This window comes from Psychrobacter sp. UBA6291 (assembly GCF_002439405.1).
Taxonomy (GTDB): domain Bacteria; phylum Pseudomonadota; class Gammaproteobacteria; order Pseudomonadales; family Moraxellaceae; genus Psychrobacter; species Psychrobacter faecalis.
Genome location: NZ_DJUD01000067.1, coordinates 1 through 17,706 on the forward strand (window position 1 = coordinate 1; position 17,706 = coordinate 17,706).

The 17,706-nt window shown below is 43.4% G+C and carries 16 protein-coding genes; 13 read left to right on the forward strand and 3 right to left on the reverse strand.

All coding sequences use genetic code 11. The features are described from left to right. Positions 1-521: 521 nt before the first annotated feature. A complete protein-coding gene (locus B3R91_RS10955; RefSeq protein WP_286797633.1) occupies positions 522-1,439 on the reverse strand; it encodes a LysR family transcriptional regulator in 918 nt (305 codons plus the stop codon). Between the two features lie 187 nt (positions 1,440-1,626). Here B3R91_RS10955 and B3R91_RS10960 point away from each other — a divergent pair, with 187 nt between their 5' ends. From B3R91_RS10960 to B3R91_RS11020, 13 genes are all read left to right on the forward strand, one after another. Next, the gene (locus tag B3R91_RS10960; RefSeq protein ID WP_286797634.1) at positions 1,627-2,799 is read left to right on the forward strand and encodes a muconate/chloromuconate family cycloisomerase; all 1,173 of its coding nucleotides are present in this window, start codon (positions 1,627-1,629) and stop codon (positions 2,797-2,799) included. A 42-nt stretch (positions 2,800-2,841) separates the two neighbouring features. Further along, positions 2,842-3,132 (forward strand): muconolactone Delta-isomerase, encoded by a 291-nt coding sequence (gene catC / locus B3R91_RS10965; RefSeq protein ID WP_286797635.1) that lies wholly within the window; start codon positions 2,842-2,844, stop codon positions 3,130-3,132. Between the two features lie 305 nt (positions 3,133-3,437). Next, positions 3,438-4,820 carry a benzoate 1,2-dioxygenase large subunit gene (gene benA / locus B3R91_RS10970; RefSeq protein WP_286797636.1) on the forward strand — a complete coding sequence of 461 codons (1,383 nt, stop codon included), beginning with the start codon at positions 3,438-3,440 and terminating at the stop codon, positions 4,818-4,820. 62 nt (positions 4,821-4,882) lie between these two features. Beyond that, positions 4,883-5,380 (forward strand): benzoate 1,2-dioxygenase small subunit, encoded by a 498-nt coding sequence (gene benB, locus B3R91_RS10975; RefSeq protein ID WP_020443471.1) that lies wholly within the window; start codon positions 4,883-4,885, stop codon positions 5,378-5,380. A 65-nt stretch (positions 5,381-5,445) separates the two neighbouring features. Further along, a complete protein-coding gene (benC, locus tag B3R91_RS10980; protein ID WP_286797638.1) occupies positions 5,446-6,462 on the forward strand; it encodes a benzoate 1,2-dioxygenase electron transfer component BenC in 1,017 nt (338 codons plus the stop codon). Positions 6,463-6,521: 59 nt separating this feature from the next. Beyond that, on the forward strand, positions 6,522-7,301 hold the full coding sequence (locus B3R91_RS10985; protein WP_286797639.1) for a 1,6-dihydroxycyclohexa-2,4-diene-1-carboxylate dehydrogenase: 780 nt from the start codon (positions 6,522-6,524) through the stop codon (positions 7,299-7,301). A gap of 75 nt (positions 7,302-7,376) precedes the next feature. After that, complete coding sequence (benE, locus tag B3R91_RS10990; RefSeq protein ID WP_286797640.1) at positions 7,377-8,606, forward strand: benzoate/H(+) symporter BenE; 1,230 nt, start codon at positions 7,377-7,379, stop codon at positions 8,604-8,606. Between the two features lie 113 nt (positions 8,607-8,719). Then, positions 8,720-9,409, forward strand: coding sequence for a 3-oxoacid CoA-transferase subunit A (locus B3R91_RS10995; protein WP_286797642.1), 690 nt, complete (start codon positions 8,720-8,722; stop codon positions 9,407-9,409). A gap of 59 nt (positions 9,410-9,468) precedes the next feature. Continuing rightward, on the forward strand, positions 9,469-10,134 hold the full coding sequence (locus B3R91_RS11000) for a 3-oxoacid CoA-transferase subunit B (RefSeq protein WP_286797643.1): 666 nt from the start codon (positions 9,469-9,471) through the stop codon (positions 10,132-10,134). 17 nt (positions 10,135-10,151) lie between these two features. Next, entirely contained in the window at positions 10,152-11,387 is a 1,236-nt protein-coding gene (pcaF, locus tag B3R91_RS11005) for a 3-oxoadipyl-CoA thiolase (RefSeq protein WP_286797648.1), read from the forward strand. 82 nt (positions 11,388-11,469) lie between these two features. Beyond that, complete coding sequence (gene pcaD / locus B3R91_RS11010) at positions 11,470-12,249, forward strand: 3-oxoadipate enol-lactonase (protein WP_102076543.1); 780 nt, start codon at positions 11,470-11,472, stop codon at positions 12,247-12,249. A 274-nt stretch (positions 12,250-12,523) separates the two neighbouring features. Then, positions 12,524-13,888: an MFS transporter gene (locus B3R91_RS11015; protein ID WP_286797644.1), complete on the forward strand. Its 1,365-nt coding sequence runs from the start codon at positions 12,524-12,526 to the stop codon at positions 13,886-13,888. A 299-nt stretch (positions 13,889-14,187) separates the two neighbouring features. Then, positions 14,188-14,721: a DUF2058 domain-containing protein gene (locus B3R91_RS11020; protein WP_102076920.1), complete on the forward strand. Its 534-nt coding sequence runs from the start codon at positions 14,188-14,190 to the stop codon at positions 14,719-14,721. Positions 14,722-14,824: 103 nt separating this feature from the next. Here the strand turns inward: B3R91_RS11020 and B3R91_RS11025 are convergent, their stop codons facing one another. Beyond that, positions 14,825-16,324 carry an aldehyde dehydrogenase family protein gene (locus B3R91_RS11025; protein WP_286797646.1) on the reverse strand — a complete coding sequence of 500 codons (1,500 nt, stop codon included), beginning with the start codon at positions 16,322-16,324 and terminating at the stop codon, positions 14,825-14,827. A gap of 93 nt (positions 16,325-16,417) precedes the next feature. Continuing rightward, positions 16,418-17,706: YjiH family protein (locus B3R91_RS11030; protein WP_286797647.1), on the reverse strand; the 1,289-nt coding region annotated here is incomplete at its 5' end.

The following is a 17,706-nucleotide window of genomic DNA, read 5'->3' on the forward strand; positions in this document are numbered from 1 at the left end:
TTTGTATATGTTTTATTTAACTTTTTGCAACCCTAAGACTGTTCCTTATCTTTCATAAAAAAAGGCTTGTTCGCAGCGATACGACAAGCCTCTTTTTATGGTATTTTCAAGGTTTTCAGAATGTATAAGACTGTGGCGGACCTTATACTTAGATATCGTTGAGATATGCTGCATCAAGCGCATAACGGAATCTGGTAAACGAATAATCATATTAGGGTAAGTTAGCAAACCCAAGCTTAGCACACTCTTTCAAAGCACTTACTCTTTGATAATTTAAAAATAGTTCAACTTTAGAAGTTGCAGATTTATAATGCTACTTAAGCATGCGTTAAACCTTTATCAGCTCTTTATAGTCAGTCTTCTAGTTCAGAAAAATCGTATTCACGACGATTATAATAAGGGCTACCACAAACGAGCCGTGCTACTTCCGCCGGGCCTGTTTCGGGTTTGTAATGGAATTCTGGCATAAAACTATCCTATTATGAGTTCATATTAAGATTATTAATAAGCAATTGATCTTCTTAAATTTTTTCAGGCTTATAATCAAACCCTTCTTCATCATAAATCTGATAAGTCACCTCCAACAATGTTTTTAATAGCTCTGATTTGTCAAAATGCCTCACACTCATAACAATAGGCGAGGTTAAAAGCCCGTCCTCGAAAGGAATATAAGTCACTTCCTGACTCCGTAGATGCTCAAGCGTTTTTGGTACAATAGTCAAGCCCTCACCTGCTGCTACTAATCCTAAAGCAATATGCAGCTCACGTACTTCAGTAAAATAGTTTGCTTTTAGATTGCGTGACTCAAAGAGCTCTAAGACAAAATCAATAAAGCTAGGACGAGGTGCCATTGGATATAACAATAAATTTTCATTGGTTAAATCCATTAAACGAATGCTCTTTTGCTTCTCTTGTGCCAAACGATGTTTAACAGGAACAGCTACAACTAAGCTCTCCTCTCTTAATAGTAATCGCCTAATAGAAGCGTCTTCGAATAATAACCTTCCATAACCAACATCTATTTTACCCTCTACCAAGCTTTGTGTTTGCTGCCAAGAGTTTAATTCATATAACTTAATTTCTATATTTGGATAGACCTCTCTGAAGCGCGCAATCACTTTTGGCAATATGCCATATAATATCGACGATACAAAACCTATAGAGAGTGAGTTGTCAAAATTACCCTTACGAAAAGTCATAGCACGCAGATCATCTGATTTTTTTATTATCTGCAGAGCATGATCATAAAAAAACTCGCCAGCTTCAGTAAGTTTTAAAGGGCGATTGTCCCTATCAATGAGCGTGACGCCGATCTCTTCTTCCAACTGTTTTATCTGACGGCTCAGTGGGGGCTGTGAAATAAACAAACGCTCTGCTGCCTTATTAAAACTTTTTTCCTCTGCCACCGCTACAAAGTAGCGTAAATGTCTCAATTCCATTGAATGTTATTCCTTGAGTGACCTATAAGCCTATCGATACCTAAAGAACATAACACGGTGAAGGTTGATTATCAAAATACCCAAAAGGTATCAATATCAGACAAAATAGGTCTTAGACATGTCGTTATCTAATAACTATAGTTCTTATTAAGCATAAGGAAGCATCATCTATTCAATAGGGACTGTCATGATTCGTTCAATTAATACTTTATTGGTACCAATACCTACTATAAGGGCTCATAAGCTCGCTTGTACCGTTATGAACGAACAAGTCTTGGTCTTGGTACACATTCAAACAGAAGATGGCTACGAAGGTTGGGGCGAAGCGACCACCATTGGCGGCCTAAGCTACGCAGAAGAAAGCCCTCATAGCATCAAAACTAATATCGATACCTACTTTACCCCTCTTTTATTAAAAGAGCAGCCGACTAGTCCAGCAAAAGCTATGCAGCTGCTAAGTCTTCATATCAATGGCAACCGCTTTGCAAAGTGTGCCATCGAAACTGCCCTACTTGACATTGAAGGTAAACGCCTAAACCTACCAGTAAGTGAGCTGGTTGGTGGTCGTGTTCGTGACCGTATCGAAGTGGCTTGGACGCTTGCCAGCGGCAATACAGCGACCGATATCGCCGAAGCTAAGCGCATGATTGAGCAAAAGCGCCATCGCATTTTTAAATTAAAAATCGGTAGCAATCCGATTACTGATGATGTGGCCCACGTATTAGCCATAAAAGCAGCCTTGCCTAATTGCCGCATTACCGTTGATGTCAATCAGGCTTGGACAGAACTTGAGGCAATGCAAGGTATTAGCCTATTACAAGCTGGAGGCATTGATTTAATAGAACAACCTATATCAATGCGTAATAAAGCCGCTCTAAAACGTTTAACTGATCGCTTTGATGTGGCGATTATGGCGGATGAAATTGTCCAAGATCCTCAGAATGCCTTTCATTTAGCAGCAGATCATTATGCTGATGTCTTTGCGGTAAAAATTAATCAAGCAGGCGGATTGAGAGCAGCTTGTCTTATTGGACAAATGGCACATCTAGCAGGTATCGAGCTGTATGGCGGCACTATGCTTGAAGGGCCTATCGGTACGGTGGCCTCAGCTCATGTATTCTCAACCTATCCCAGTCTAAATTTTGACACCGAACTGTTTGGTCCGTTGTTATTAACCGAAGACGTTTTAGTACAGCCTCTTGATTATCAAAATTTTGGGTTAAATGTACCTACGGACGCAGGTCTTGGTATCGAAGTAGATAGCGATAAAGTCTATCACTACGCCAAACAAGCAATCAATAATTCACTTAAATCATCGAAGCCGCAATTTGCCACTAATGCTCAAACTGAAATGCTGTAACAGCTAAAAAAATTACCCGTCATCAAATATAAGGAAATAATTATGTTATACCACGTCAGAATGGATGTCTTAATCCCAACAGATATGGACGCCGACAAGGTCAACGAGCTTAAAGCCACCGAAAAAGCGCTGTCACAAAAGCTCCAAGAGCAAGGTAAATGGCGTCATATTTGGCGCATAGCCGGTCAGTACTCTAACTTCAGTATCTTTGATGTTGAGAGTAATGAAGAGCTACATGACATCATGATGTCACTCCCTCTTTATCCATATATGAAAGTTGAGGTCACACCATTGTTGCGTCACCCTTCATCAATTCGTGATGACGACAGTTAGTTATTTTTGATAAGTATTTTTTAAACATTAAACGGTTAGATAATAAGGCTTTTTAGGTCCCTGCTAACCTACCCCCAACAGCAGAAACAACCCGAGTCCCAGGATTAAACCCCAGGCCAAATCAAGGGAGAGTATCATGGAACGTACTCAAATTGGAGTCTGGCAAGCAAATACTTAACGCAATTGGCCGTCACGGCAACTGCTGATAATTGCTAATAAACTTGATACTACAGTAATTGTGGTATCGAGCCATCACTTAACTACATTTTTTATCCGCTAAAAGCACAATTGCAAGGAAGACAGCCATGAGCGAACGTATCAATCTAGTACCTGAGAAATCAGACATCTCTATCGATGGTTTTTTAGAGGAAAACAGTGAAAAGGGGATTTATCGCCTGCATCGTAGCGCCTTCACCAACGAAGAGCTGTTTGAGCTTGAGATGAAATACATCTTTGAGAGCAATTGGGTGTATTTGGCGCATGAAACTCAAGTTCCGGATAACAACGATTATTACACTTCATACATTGGTCGTCAGCCAGTCATTCTTGCTCGAAATAAAGAAGGCGAGCTGCATTGTATGATCAACGCTTGTTCCCACCGCGGCGCGCAGTTATGCCGTCATAAAAAGGGTAATAAAGCCACTTACACTTGCCCATTCCACGGCTGGACTTTTAACAACACAGGCAAGCTGCTTAAAGTAAAAGACCCACGCGGCGCAGGTTATCCTGAGATATTCAACAAAGACGGTTCACACGACCTAAAACAAGTGAAGATAGCCAATTATAAAGGCTTTATCTTTGCCAGCTTAAATGATGACGTCCAGCCTATCGAAGAATGGCTTGGCGGTTCGACTAAAATTCTTGACATGATTGTCAATCAATCTCCAGAAGGTCTAGAAGTACTACGTGGCACCTCGACGTATACCTTTGACGGCAACTGGAAGCTGCAAGCTGAAAACGGCGCTGATGGTTATCACGTTTCAGCCGTGCATTGGAACTACGCTGCGACAACTGCTCGCCGTAAAGAAGAAGCGGCTAAAGAAGACAACATCAAAGCCATGAACGCTGGAAAATGGGGACGTCAAGGTGGCGGTTTCTACTCCTTTGAAAACGGACACATGCTGTTATGGACACAGTGGGAAAACCCACAGGACCGTCCAAACTATGCTTATCGCGATGACTATGTCGCTAAATACGGTGAAGCAATGGCGGACTGGATGATTGGACGCTCACGTAACTTATGCCTATATCCAAACGTCTACATCATGGATCAGTTCAGCTCACAAATTCGTGTGCTCCGCCCTATCGCGGTTGACAAAACTGAAGTCAGTATCTGGTGTATCGCACCAAAAGGCGAAAGCGATGAGGCACGTGCACGCCGTATCCGTCAGTATGAAGATTTCTTTAACGTTACTGGTATGGCAACACCTGATGACTTAGAAGAGTTCCGCTCGTGTCAAGAAGGTTATAACGGTATCAAGCTTGAATGGAATGATATGTGCCGAGGCTCCGAGCACTGGATTCAAGGGGCAGATGAAGGCGCTGCCGCTATTGACCTCAAACCTTTAATGAGTGGTGTTAAGACTGAAGATGAAGGGCTATATACCGTCCAACATCGCTACTGGCATGAAGAAATGAAAAAAGCTCTAGAGCAAGAGCAGCAGCTACACGGTGCTAATAGCGACTAATACATTTTTATTATTACTCTGCTATTTATTGTAGAACTGACAAAAAAATAAGGATATCAATCATGAAAAATGCAACTGTTAACATTGAAGACATTAGACAGTTTCTATACCGTGAAGCGCGTTTATTGGATGAGAAAAAATGGGAAGAATGGCTCACTTATTACGATGAAGACTGCCCTTTCTGGATGCCAAGTTGGGATGATGATGGTCAGCTCATCAGCGACCCACAACGAGAAATCTCGCTGATTTATTATCCGGACCGCCGTGGTCTTGAAGATCGCATCTTCCGCATCGAGACTGAGCGCTCATCAGCGACCATTCCTGATACGCGTACCACGCACAATTTATCGAATATTGAACTACTCGAAGACAATGACGGTATTGTGACGGTGCGTTTCAACTGGATCAACAAGTCCTTTCGTTATCACGAGACCAACACCTATTGGGGTTACTCTCAGTACAAAATAGACATGACTCAAGACCAACCAAAAATTTTGGATAAGTATGTGGTCTTAAAAGACGACTATGTGCATCAAATCATGGACGTCTATCACGTCTAATCATTATTCACTTATTATTTAGCCACTAGCTTTTAATTAATACGTGTTGAAAAGGGATATTTCTCATGGAATATAATATTGCTCTACAGTTCGAAGACGGCGTCACAGGCTTCATCAAATGTGAAGCCGACGAAACGGTCGCTGAAGCCGCTTATCGTCAAAAATTTAATATCCCTGTGGATTGCCTTGATGGTGCTTGCGGTACTTGCCGTTGCCATTGTGAATCTGGCAGCTACGACATGCACCCTGATATGTATATCGAAGACGCCCTTACTGAAGCTGAAGCTGCTGAAGGGTATGTACTCACCTGTCAGATGATTCCAGAAAGCGACTGCGTGATCAAAGTACCAACCTCCTCTGAAGCCTGCAAAGTCGGCAAGTCTGTATTCAAAGGCAAACTACAACAGTTAAATGTACTGTCAGAATCTACCATTCACTTTGGCGTCGAAGTCGACAATCCAGATGCGCTAGTATTTTTGCCAGGCCAGTATGTTAATGTCAGTATTCCTGATTCTAACGAGACACGCTCCTATTCATTTAGCTCTATACCTAGTGCCAATCAGGCCGAATTTGTCGTCCGCAATATTCCTAACGGCAAAATGAGCACCTTTTTATCTGATACTGCGACTATAGGTCAAGAGATTAATTTTGAGGGTCCATTTGGTAGCTTTTACCTGCGCCCTCTAATCCGCCCGACCCTATTTCTAGCAGGTGGTACTGGTATCGCACCTTTTTTATCGATGCTAAAAAGCTTAGAAGTGTCTGGTGCTCATCATCCTGTCAGGATGGTCTACGGCGTCACCAACGACTTTGATCTGATAGAAGTTGAGAAACTAGAAGAAGTCAAACAAAACCACCCTTGGTTTGACTACCGCACCTGTGTCGCCGCTGAAGACAGTAGTCATGAGCGTAAAGGCTATGTTACCAGTCATGTTGATAATGAGTGGCTGAACGATGGTGACGTCGATGTCTACTTGTGTGGTCCGTTAGGGATGGTGGATGCGGTGAGTAATTGGTTAGACAGCAGTAATCTAAAACCGTGCAATTTTTACTATGAAAAATTCACGCCCAGTGAACAATAACATAGCTTAGCCGTATTACTCTACTAGCAAAGCATGAGCAAGATTTTTAGGAGACTGTCATGAGTAAAAGATTTGATAATAAAGTATGTATCGTCACCGGTGCCGCTCAAGGCATCGGACGCGGAGTCGCATTACGCTTAGCAAGTGAAGGCGGAAAAATCGTCATGGCAGACTTTTCTCCATTAGTAGAAGAGGTGCTGGCTGAAATCATCGCTAATGGTGGAGAGGCAATTACCATTCAAGCTGACCTTGAAACCCATCAAGGTGCTAAAGAGGCTGTTGATAAGGCACTTGATAGCTATGGGCGTATCGATATATTGGTCAACAATGTCGGCGGCGCAATATGGATGAAACCTTTTACCAGCTTCTCTGAAGCAGAAATCCAAAAGGAAATCAGCCGCTCATTATTTCCAACATTATGGTGTTGTCATGCTGTTTTACCAACCATGGTCAAACAGCAATCAGGCACTATTGTTAATGTGTCCTCTATCGCTACTCGCGGTATTAACCGCATACCCTATTCGACAGCGAAAGGCGGCGTGAACGCCATGACCGCATCGCTCGCTTTTGAGTATGCAAACGATGGTATACGCGTGAATGCTGTAGCAACTGGCGGTACTGAAGCGCCGCCCAGAAAGATTCCACGTAACGCCAAACCATTAACTGATGATGAAAAATCATGGATGAATGCGGTGGTTGATCAGACCATTGATCGCACCTTTATGAAACGCTACGGCACGATTGATGAGCAAGTCAATGCCATCTTGTTTTTAGCATCCGATGAGTCTTCTTATATTACTGGAAGTACCATTCCTGTGGGCGGTGGCGACGAAGGCTAATAATAAATCTGCCAATTAGTAGCATGCATCTTAATTTGCAACCCCGTAACGAATGCTAATTTGCAAGGAAGCAATATGGCCTCTGTAATCCAAACCTTAAAAAGCGACTGGTCGCTCTCCGCATCGGTTGCAGGGTTCTTAGCGGTTCTTATTTCTTATGCGGGGCCTTTAATTATTTTTTTTCAGGCCGCACAAGCCGCACAAGTATCAGATGCCATGATAGCGTCTTGGATTTGGGGTATCTCCATCGGTGCTGCCATTCCTGGTATATACTTATCCATTAAATATAAAACACCGGTTATTACAGCATGGTCCGCCCCTGGTACCGCTTTACTGGTTACCCTATTTCCACAGATGAGTATTAATGAAGCTGTTGCCGGTTATATCATCTCAGCGATTGTCATATTTATCGTGGGGGCAACAGGTTACTTCGACAAAATATTAAAATGGATTCCTAACGGTATCGCCGCTGGCATGATGGCAGGGATTCTATTTCAATTCGGCTTAGAATTATTTAAAGCCACTGATAGCATGCCATTTATCGTCTTTAGCATGCTCGGTTGCTATTTATTAGCCAAACGCTTTTCGCCGCGCTATACGATGATTTGGGTACTACTGTGCGGTGTTATCTTAAGCGTCTTACTTGGCAAAATGAACCCTGTCAATTTCGATTTAGCTATCACTATACCTACTTTTATTGCCCCTGAATGGTCGTGGAACTCAACGTTTAACCTCGCCATACCACTCATCCTTGTGAGCTTAACTGGTCAATTCTTACCCGGTATGGCTATTTTAAATCTTAGCGGTTACGACACGCCAGCCAAGCCTATTGTGAGTGTTACAAGCCTCGCCTCGTTAGCAGTTGCATGTGTTGGTGGTATCACTATCGTACTTGCCGCTATCACAGCCGCGCTTTGTACTGGCAAAGATGCGCATGAACTTAAGGAAAAGCGCTATATCGCAGGTGTCGCCAATGGCATCTTCTATTTATTTGGCGGTTTATTTGCTGGCAGTATCGTGATGGTATTTAGCTTGCTTCCAAAAGAGCTTGTCGCGGCACTGGCCGGCCTTGCATTAATCGGTGCCATTTCTGCCAATATCACCATTGCTATGAAAAATGATGAGCAAAGAGATGCAGCGTTAATTACCTTTTTGGCGACAGCATCGGGTATGAGCTTTTTGGGATTAAGCTCTGTGTTTTGGGGCATTCTTATTGGCATGATTGCTCACTATATTCTGACCAAAAAACGCCTACTACCAACATCATCTATCTCATTAACGACCTCTAATAATGAAGCCAATTAAGAGCAAGTCTCTTACGAAAAAAATTAAGTAGTGTCAGAGCAATGAGTCCAACCCATGTACCACTTATTAATTTTAAAGACACTACCTCATATGACTTTTTATAGGATATAAACATGATTAACAAAGCAGAGAAAAATATCACTGACGTACTTAGTCAAATCAAAGATGGCGCCACCATCATGATTGGTGGCTTTGGCACAGCGGGTCAACCCGCTGAACTCATTGATGGACTTATTAATTTAGGCGTAAAGGATTTGGTCATCATTAATAATAATGCCGGTAACGGCGACCATGGCCTTGCCAAGCTCTTAAAAACAGGTGCTGTGCGTAAAATCATTTGCTCTTTCCCGCGTCAATCGGACTCTTGGGTATTTGATGAGCTTTATCATGCTGGCAAGATTGAGCTGGAGCTAGTACCACAGGGTAATCTGGCTTGCCGTATTCAAGCAGCAGGTATGGGACTCGGTGCGGTATATACGCCCACAGGCTTTGGCACTTTACTCGCAGAAGGTAAAGAGACTCGAGAAATCGATGGTAAAGACTATGTCCTTGAATATCCGATCAAGGCTGATTTTGCTTTAATCAAGGCAGATAAAGGCGACCGCTGGGGCAATTTAGTCTACCGCAAGTCTGCGCGTAACTTTGGTCCAATCATGGCAATGGCAGCTGACGTGACTATCGCCCAAGTCTCTGAAACGGTTGAGCTTGGCGCGCTTGATCCTGAACACATTATTACACCGGGTATCTTTGTGCAGCATGTGGTGCAAATTCAGCCTGCTAGCACTGAATCTGCTAGCGCTTAACTTTCTAACACAGCTACTACAGCCACCGCTTAATACTGCTAATTATAAGGAGCATCATCATGAGCCATACTTCCTACACCGTTTTGACCCGCGATCAAATCGCCGAGCGTGCTGCACAAGATATTCCAGATGGTGCCTATGTCAATTTAGGCATCGGACTACCAACTAAAATTGCGCAATACTTACCGGATGATAAAGATGTATTTTTGCATTCAGAAAACGGCTTATTAGCTTTTGGACCCCCACCTGCTAAAGGCGAAGAGGATCCCGAGCTGATTAATGCCGGAAAAGAGTACGTCACCATGCTCGATGGCGGCAGCTTCTTTCATCATGGCGACTCTTTTGCCATGATGCGCGGTGGTCATATCGATATTTGCGTATTGGGTGCGTTTCAAGTGGCTGCCAATGGCGACTTAGCCAACTGGAGCACGGGTGCGCCAGATGCAATACCTGCTGTTGGCGGCGCTATGGATTTAGCCGTCGGTGCCAAAAAAGTCTTTGTGATGACCAATCACACCACCAAAACTGGCGACCCTAAAATCGTTAGCAAGCTTACCTACCCCGTGACTGGCAAAAACTGCGTTGATCGCATTTATACTGACTTATGTGTCATTGATGTCACTGATAAAGGTTTAGCCGTCACTGAAATGGTCGATGGCTTAAGCTTTGCGGACTTACAAGCATTGACGGGTGCAACGCTAATTGATGCTACAAATTCAAAATAATAAAAAGGACAAGGATGATGACTGATTCAATCACTGGTTTAAATGATGCTTATATTATCGATGCCATTCGCACCCCTTTTGGACGCTACGGCGGCGCTCTAGCACAGATACGCGCTGACGATTTGGGAGCTATCCCTATCAAGGCGTTAATGGAACGTAATGCCAATGTCGATTGGGTACAAGTAGATGACGTTATTTACGGCTGTGCTAATCAGAGCGGTGAAGACAATCGCAACGTCGGGCGTATGTCATCGTTACTAGCTGGCTTACCTTATCAAGTGCCTGCCACTACCGTGAATCGCTTATGCGGCTCGTCAATGGATGCGTTAGCGATAGCGGCACGCGCCATCAAAGCCGGTGAAGCTGATTTGATTATCGCAGGTGGCGTTGAGAGCATGAGCCGTGCGCCATTGGTAATGGGTAAAGCAAATAAACCCTTTGATCGTAGTCAAACGCTTGAAGATACAACCATGGGCTGGCGCTTTATCAATCCAAAGCTTGACGAATTGTATGGCACGGAGACCATGCCGCAAACTGCTGAAAATGTCGCAGAACAATTCAATATCAATCGCGCTGACCAAGATGCTTTTGCCCTACGTAGTCAACAACGGACCGCAGCGGCGCAAAAGGCAGGGTTTTTCAAAGATGAGATTACTCCAGTCAGCATCCCGCAACGCAAAGGCGAGCCTATCACTGTCGATACCGATGAACACCCTCGCGCTGATACCACGCTTGAGAAGTTGACCAAACTGCGCCCTATCGTCACCTCAGATGGCACCGTGACGGCTGGCAATGCGTCAGGTATCAATGATGGCGCAGCGGCTTTTTTAGTGGCATCAGAGCAAGCGGTGAAAAAGTTCAATCTAAAACCGCGTGCACGTATTGTGGCCTCAACTACGGTAGGCGTTGAGCCACGTATTATGGGCTTTGCTCCAACACCAGCGATAAAAAAACTACTGGTAAAAACTGGACTGTCACTTGATGAGATGGATGTCATTGAATTAAACGAAGCCTTTGCCGCTCAAGCTCTCGCTTGTACGCGTGACTTAGGGTTAGCTGATGACAGCGCGCGCGTCAACCCTAATGGTGGTGCCATTGCCCTTGGTCATCCACTCGGTGCCTCAGGCGCACGTTTAATTTTAACAGCACTCAATCAACTTGAGAAAACTGATAAGCGTTATGCTATTTGCTCGATGTGTATTGGGGTTGGACAAGGCATTGCGATGATTATTGAACGGGTTGTCAACGATTAGATAGTGCTATTCATAAATATCGCTCAAACCACCCACCATTACTACTGCAATGACATTACCATGATTAAAAAGGATAATAATGATGCCCATATTTGACAACAAAGACGTTGCCCTAAACTATGCCACTTTTGGCGATAGCAGCAATCCTGCTCTGATATTTTCTAACTCTTTGGGCACTAGCTATCATATGTGGCAGCCGCAAATCGATGCCTTACAAAACGATTACTTTATTATCTGCTACGATACCCGTGGCCATGGTAAATCTTCCGCACCAAAAGGCCCTTATCGTTTAGATCAGCTTGGACAAGACGTTATTGATTTGCTTGATTATCTAAACATCGATAAAGCGTCTTTTTGTGGCATCTCTATGGGCGGAATGACGGGTCAATGGTTAGCTATCAATTACCCTGACCGCTTCCATCACTTAATGCTTTGCAATACCGCCGCGAAGATTGGCAATGAGGATGCTTGGGTAGATCGGGCAAAATTGGTACGTGAGAAAGGATTAGAACCTATTGCATCGACAGCTGCTTCGCGTTGGTTTACAGCAAGTTTTATCGATGATTATCCAGATGTAGTTAAAGCATTATCTGACGCTCTCGTAGCTGGCAGTAGCGAGGGTTATGCCAGCTGCTGCGAGGCATTATCTGACGCTGATACACGTGAACAGCTAAAAGATATCCGCGTGCCAGTTACGGTGGTTGCAGGTTCTAAAGATCCAGTGACGACGGTTGCCGATGGTCAATATATGGTCGAACACATCCCTAATGCTAAGCTTGCGACTATCGATGCTTCACATATTTCAAATATTGAACAGCCTGACGTGTTCAATCAATTAATCAAACAATATTTTCATGACTAATAGAGTTACGGATACCATCAGATTTTTTAGTAATAAAAAAATAGTCTAACAAATAAGAGCTTAAATCTTTCATTTGGTTTAAGAAAAGCACCTGCATATCTAAAGGATATGTAGGTGCTTTTCTCTTTTACCACATGTCACCGCCCTTTATTAAGTTACGTCAAAATCTATACTTTATAGGTATAAATTAATACTCAGATGGTTTTTGACTTGCTTGATAGAAAACAATAACTTAATAAAGACTTATAGGGATATTACCCACGGAGAAAAAAGAATGGACTCACCTACTTTAAACATCAATAGGGTTATTGATGAAGCCAAATTTGCTCCTTTTCATTGGAAGGTACTGTTTTGGTGTCTACTGATCATTATCTTTGATGGTTATGATCTTATTATTTATGGCGTGGCTCTACCGTTACTCATGGAGGAGTGGTCATTGACCGCGGTACAAGCAGGCTTTCTGGCCAGCGCCGCACTCTTTGGCATGATGTTTGGTGCCATGATTTTTGGTACTTTGTCTGATAAAATAGGTCGAAAAAAAACCATTATGATTTGCGTCGGCTTGTTCAGTAGCTTTACTTTTCTTGGTGCTTTTGCTGGTGGTCCAATACAGTTCGCCACTTTGCGCTTTATTGCAGGCCTAGGTATCGGTGGTGTTATGCCTATCTGCGTGGCTTTAACCTCCGAATATGCACCAAAACGTATTCGCAGTACTTTAGTTGCTATAATGTTTAGTGGTTATGCCATTGGAGGCATGGCATCGGCATTATTAGGCTCGTTTTTGGTGGTAGATTTTGGCTGGGAGATTATGTTTTATATCGCTGGCATTCCAATGCTACTTTTACCAATCATTTGGAAAATGTTGCCTGAATCTTTGATGTATTTGGTAAAAGAGAAGCGAGATAAAGAAGCCAAAATTATTGTTAAAAAATTGGCACCGCAAGAAACGATTACCACTTCTACCAGTTTGCTATTGGACGAGCCGACCAAAGGCGATGATGCACCCATTAAAGCCTTATTTCTGAAAAATCGTGGTTTCACTACTATCATGTTTTGGGTCGCTTTCTTTATGTGCTTACTGATGGTGTACGCCCTTGCTAGTTGGTTGCCAAAACTAATGATTCAGGCGGGTTACTCACTAGGTGCAAGCATGCTGTTCTTATTTGCACTCAATATTGGTGGCATGGTGGGAGCTATCGGCGGCGGCATACTGGCTGATAAATTTCATCTTAAACCTGTCTTAGCCATCATGTTTGCCCTAGGCGCTGCGGCGTTGATACTGCTTGGCTATAACAGCCCTCAGCTAGTACTATATACTCTGATCGCGATTGCAGGCGCTACGACTATCGGCTCACAGATACTACTCTACACCTTTGTCGCACAGTATTATCCGACGAGTGTACGGACAACAGCTATGGGCTGGGCATCAGGTATTGGTCGTATTGGTGCTATCGTAGGTCCTATCTTAACTGGAGCCCTACTCACCCTTGAGCTAAGCCATCAAACAAACTTCTTGTTTATCGCGATACCAGGATTAATTGCAGCCACTGCTATTTTCCTTGTGAATTTAAGCGCAGCAGTGGATGGCAAAACAAGCAAGGCACAACCAGTAACTTTAGATACGCCTATAGCAACCTAAATTTGACTCAACTCTATTTTTATTCAAGTATTTTTATATTACACCTATATAGCTTTTAGCGTACTCACGATGTGGGTGCGTCTTTTTGACAATTTGAATAAAAGCTTAGCTCTTTATCTTTAAACCTTATGTGAGAGATATTATGTACAATTACTTTTTAAAATTATTCTTTTAAGGCGTAATGAACGATTTTTACGCCAGACTGTGACAGTACTGCACAAAATTTGCTACCATAACCTTTTTAAACACTATAATTTTGGATCTAGGCAATTTCACTTAGGTACTTAGGTAATACAGACATGGCCAAAAACGCCCTACAAGAACAACTCTTAAAAGCTGGATTGGTGGATAGCAAAAAAGCCAAAAAAATCAGCAAACAGTCACAGCATGCCAAGCGCACAGGTGACGCATCAAATCTTGAAGCCAAAAAAGCCTTGGCAGACGCTCAAGCCAAAAAAATAGAAAAAGACCAAAAGCTCAATCAAGAAAAACAGCAGCTTTTAGAAGAAAAAACGCTAAGAGCCAACGTTATCCAAATGATTAGGCAACATCAAATCACAGAAACACAGGGTGACATCACTTATCAGTTTGTTGATAATGGCAAAATTAAAAAGATTTATATCTCCCAAAAGCTCTATGATCAAATCGTAGCGGGTCATGTGGTGATTGCGCGCTTAGAAGACGATTATGCGCTGCTGCCTCGTCCACTAGCTGATCGTATCAACGCCAAGCTCGAAGGCTTTATTGTGGTGTCGAACGACAAGTCAGAGGTCGAGCTGGCAGAAGATGACCCTTATGCAGCTTATGTTATTCCAGATGATTTGATGTGGTAGGTAGTGGTTATTCACCATATTACTAATTGCTAAGCATTAACCAAAACCCCCTGTATAAAATATCTATATAGGGGGTTTTTTGACAGCGCAATAAAATCAGCAATTACGACGGTAGCAAAACGTGCTTACTCTTCTGATAAGCAGACAAGCCATCAGCACCCAATTCGCGACCAATGCCACTTTGCTTAAAACCGCCCCAACCTGCTTCAGGTACTACAATTTGCTGCTCGTTAACCCAAATATGACCAGCTTGAATCTGTAGCGCCATCTCTAGCGCTGCACTCTCATTAGCGCTGATAATAGTCGCTGCCAAGGCATACTTACTATCGTTGGTAAGTTCAACCGCCTGCGCATCGTCTGCAAAGGTGGTACTGACCAATACCGGTCCAAATACTTCTTCTGTCCATAACTGACTGCTTACTGGTACATCTGTATAAATAGTTGGCGTTGCAAAATATCCTTGACGGTCTAGTATCTCGCCACCTGTTAGGCAAATAAGATTTTCATCAACTGCTATATCGATATACTTTTTGACTTGCGCAAGTTGTTGCGCGCTAACCAATGGACCCATTTGCGTATCGACAGCAAAACCATCGCCTATTTTTAAGCTTTCTGTTTTTGTTTTCAGTGCGTCAAATAACGACTGCGCAATGTCTTGATGGACGAGCAGCCTTGAGGTCGCAGAACAAATCTGACCGGCGTTGGTAAAGATACCACCGATGATTAAATCACAGGCATAATCAATATCAGCATCTGCGCGCACTACGATAGCGGACTTACCACCAAGCTCTAGACTGATATCCTTGATACCTGTTGCTGCTTGGCGCATTACTTTTTCACCGACGACATTACTGCCGGTAAAAGACACTTTGTCAATCAACGGGTGGCTGGTCATCGCCGCACCTACTTCTGCTGCGCCCGGTAGGATATTGACCACCCCTTTTGGCAGCTTAATAGTAGACAATATATTGCCCAGCATCAACTCTGGTAATAGTGTCACCTCTGATGGTTTGAGAATAACAGTACACCCTGCCGCCAGCGCGGGCGCTAGTTTCCAAGCGGTGGTGACCATCGGAAAGTTCCAAGGCGCGATAAGGGCGCAAATACCAACGGGTGCATAGGTTTTTAATAAGCGGATGCCTGTCTCATTTGTAGCAACCTTAGACCAAGTCGTCTGCGCATTGATAAGATTGGCATAATAGCGATAACAAGCAATGGCATCGCTCACGTCTATTTTCGCCTCTGCAATCGGCTTACCATTATTCAATACCGACAACGCAACCAGCTTCTCAAACTGCTGCGCCATCGTATCTGCAATCGCCTGTAAATAATGCGCGCGCTCATTGACACTGGTTTGCGACCAAGACGGATAAGCAAGAGCCGCAGCATGAGCGGCGCTGTCTACCTCTGCGCTACGACACAAACGAGTTGTGGCAATGACCTCGCCAGAATTTGGATCATATAAAGCATGTTCACCTACTGATTCAGATGCTGCAATCGTGACCCAATCACCCTCTATGTAGGCGGCATTTAACCTCACTTCATTTTTCATAGTTTGCTGAGCGGCGGCTCTCGTTAAGGATAAAGAATTGGTCATTTCCATGATGATTAGTTGCCTTATATTATTGAATAAATCTATCTTTACGCTAAATGTTCGCTGCTTTTTTAATGCCAAAATGAGGCGTTGCAATCACGGCTAATACAATAGGTGCGCTACTGACGTAATGACCACCAAGCTAATCAGCGTCCGCAAGATAAAAATCATAAACAGCTCTAAGACGTTCAGCTTGATGTTTGATTTCAATATCAGCGCGCCCACCTCAGACATATAGATAATCTGGGTAATAGAAGCTGCACCAACGATAAAACGCGTCATTTCACTCTCGATACTTTTACCAACCAAGGCTGGCAAGTACATATCGGCAAAGCCCATAATCATCGCCGGTGCCGCCTCTGCTGCCTCTGCTGCCTCTGGAATTTGCAATAATTCAAGTAATGGCACGAGCGGCGCAGAGAGCCAATTAAATACCGGCGTGTATTCTGCCAAACCAAGACCAATGACGCCAATAGCAAAAATCACTGGAATTAAGCCAAAATAAATATCAAATAAGTTCTTTAGGCTATGCTTAAACACTTTCCCTAAGCTTGGCATAGAATGCGCGCGCGTGACGGCACGATTGATCGCCCATTGGTAAGTAGAATACTCAGTAGGGATTTCTTCATCGAGCATACTTTTGCCAGAATGATAAGTGTCAGGTTTTAATGACAGCGGCGGTATACGCGGCATAATAATCGCGGCGATAAAACCAGTTGCAGCAATGGTCAGATAAAAGAAAACAAAGTTGTTATCGACGCCGATGGTTTTGGCAACGACATAGGTAAAGGCGATGGACGTCACCGAAAAGGTGGTGGCAATAATTGCCGCTTCACGCTGACTATAGTAGCTTTTATCATACTCTTGCATGGTCACCAGCAGACCAATAGAGGCGGCGCCAAACCAAGAGGACATGGCATCGACCGCAGAGCGACCCGGCAATCTAAATAACTTAACAAAGACTTTGCTGGATAAAGTACCCAAAAATTCCATCAAACCGAAATCTGTGAGAAATGGTAAGGATAAAATGGCAAAAAAGAACAAAGGAATCAAAATAGGAATCAGGTCTTCAAAAATCACGCCGCCGGTATTACGATTGATGATAAATTCAGGGCCGACTTGTAAATAAATCATCCACGCAAACAGTAGGCCCAAAAAGCGGGCAGCAAGCCAAAACCAGTCGACATCAAAAAGCTTTGCCCACATGGAGCCTGCGGGCAGATTGGGTCTTAAAACCTTAACAGCCAGCGCCCCGATAAAGGAAGCCGTTACAATCGCTAATACCGCGTAAACCACATAACTGCCCAGCACTGCTTGCAAGGTATCGGTTAATACGCCCAATAAAATGGTTACTTTGCCATCCCACTGAAAGGGTTGCAAACAGTTAAATA

What these genes read in the sequence shown, in the direction of transcription:
- B3R91_RS10955 (WP_286797633.1), bottom strand. Translation starts at nt 1,439, where the DNA reads ATGGAATTGAGACATTTACGCTACTTTGTAGCGGTGGCAGAGGAAAAA.
- B3R91_RS10960 (WP_286797634.1), top strand. Translation starts at nt 1,627, where the DNA reads ATGATTCGTTCAATTAATACTTTATTGGTACCAATACCTACTATAAGG.
- catC (WP_286797635.1), top strand. Translation starts at nt 2,842, where the DNA reads ATGTTATACCACGTCAGAATGGATGTCTTAATCCCAACAGATATGGAC.
- benA (WP_286797636.1), top strand. Translation starts at nt 3,438, where the DNA reads ATGAGCGAACGTATCAATCTAGTACCTGAGAAATCAGACATCTCTATC.
- benB (WP_020443471.1), top strand. Translation starts at nt 4,883, where the DNA reads ATGAAAAATGCAACTGTTAACATTGAAGACATTAGACAGTTTCTATAC.
- benC (WP_286797638.1), top strand. Translation starts at nt 5,446, where the DNA reads ATGGAATATAATATTGCTCTACAGTTCGAAGACGGCGTCACAGGCTTC.
- B3R91_RS10985 (WP_286797639.1), top strand. Translation starts at nt 6,522, where the DNA reads ATGAGTAAAAGATTTGATAATAAAGTATGTATCGTCACCGGTGCCGCT.
- benE (WP_286797640.1), top strand. Translation starts at nt 7,377, where the DNA reads ATGGCCTCTGTAATCCAAACCTTAAAAAGCGACTGGTCGCTCTCCGCA.
- B3R91_RS10995 (WP_286797642.1), top strand. Translation starts at nt 8,720, where the DNA reads ATGATTAACAAAGCAGAGAAAAATATCACTGACGTACTTAGTCAAATC.
- B3R91_RS11000 (WP_286797643.1), top strand. Translation starts at nt 9,469, where the DNA reads ATGAGCCATACTTCCTACACCGTTTTGACCCGCGATCAAATCGCCGAG.
- pcaF (WP_286797648.1), top strand. Translation starts at nt 10,152, where the DNA reads ATGACTGATTCAATCACTGGTTTAAATGATGCTTATATTATCGATGCC.
- pcaD (WP_102076543.1), top strand. Translation starts at nt 11,470, where the DNA reads ATGCCCATATTTGACAACAAAGACGTTGCCCTAAACTATGCCACTTTT.
- B3R91_RS11015 (WP_286797644.1), top strand. Translation starts at nt 12,524, where the DNA reads ATGGACTCACCTACTTTAAACATCAATAGGGTTATTGATGAAGCCAAA.
- B3R91_RS11020 (WP_102076920.1), top strand. Translation starts at nt 14,188, where the DNA reads ATGGCCAAAAACGCCCTACAAGAACAACTCTTAAAAGCTGGATTGGTG.
- B3R91_RS11025 (WP_286797646.1), bottom strand. Translation starts at nt 16,324, where the DNA reads ATGGAAATGACCAATTCTTTATCCTTAACGAGAGCCGCCGCTCAGCAA.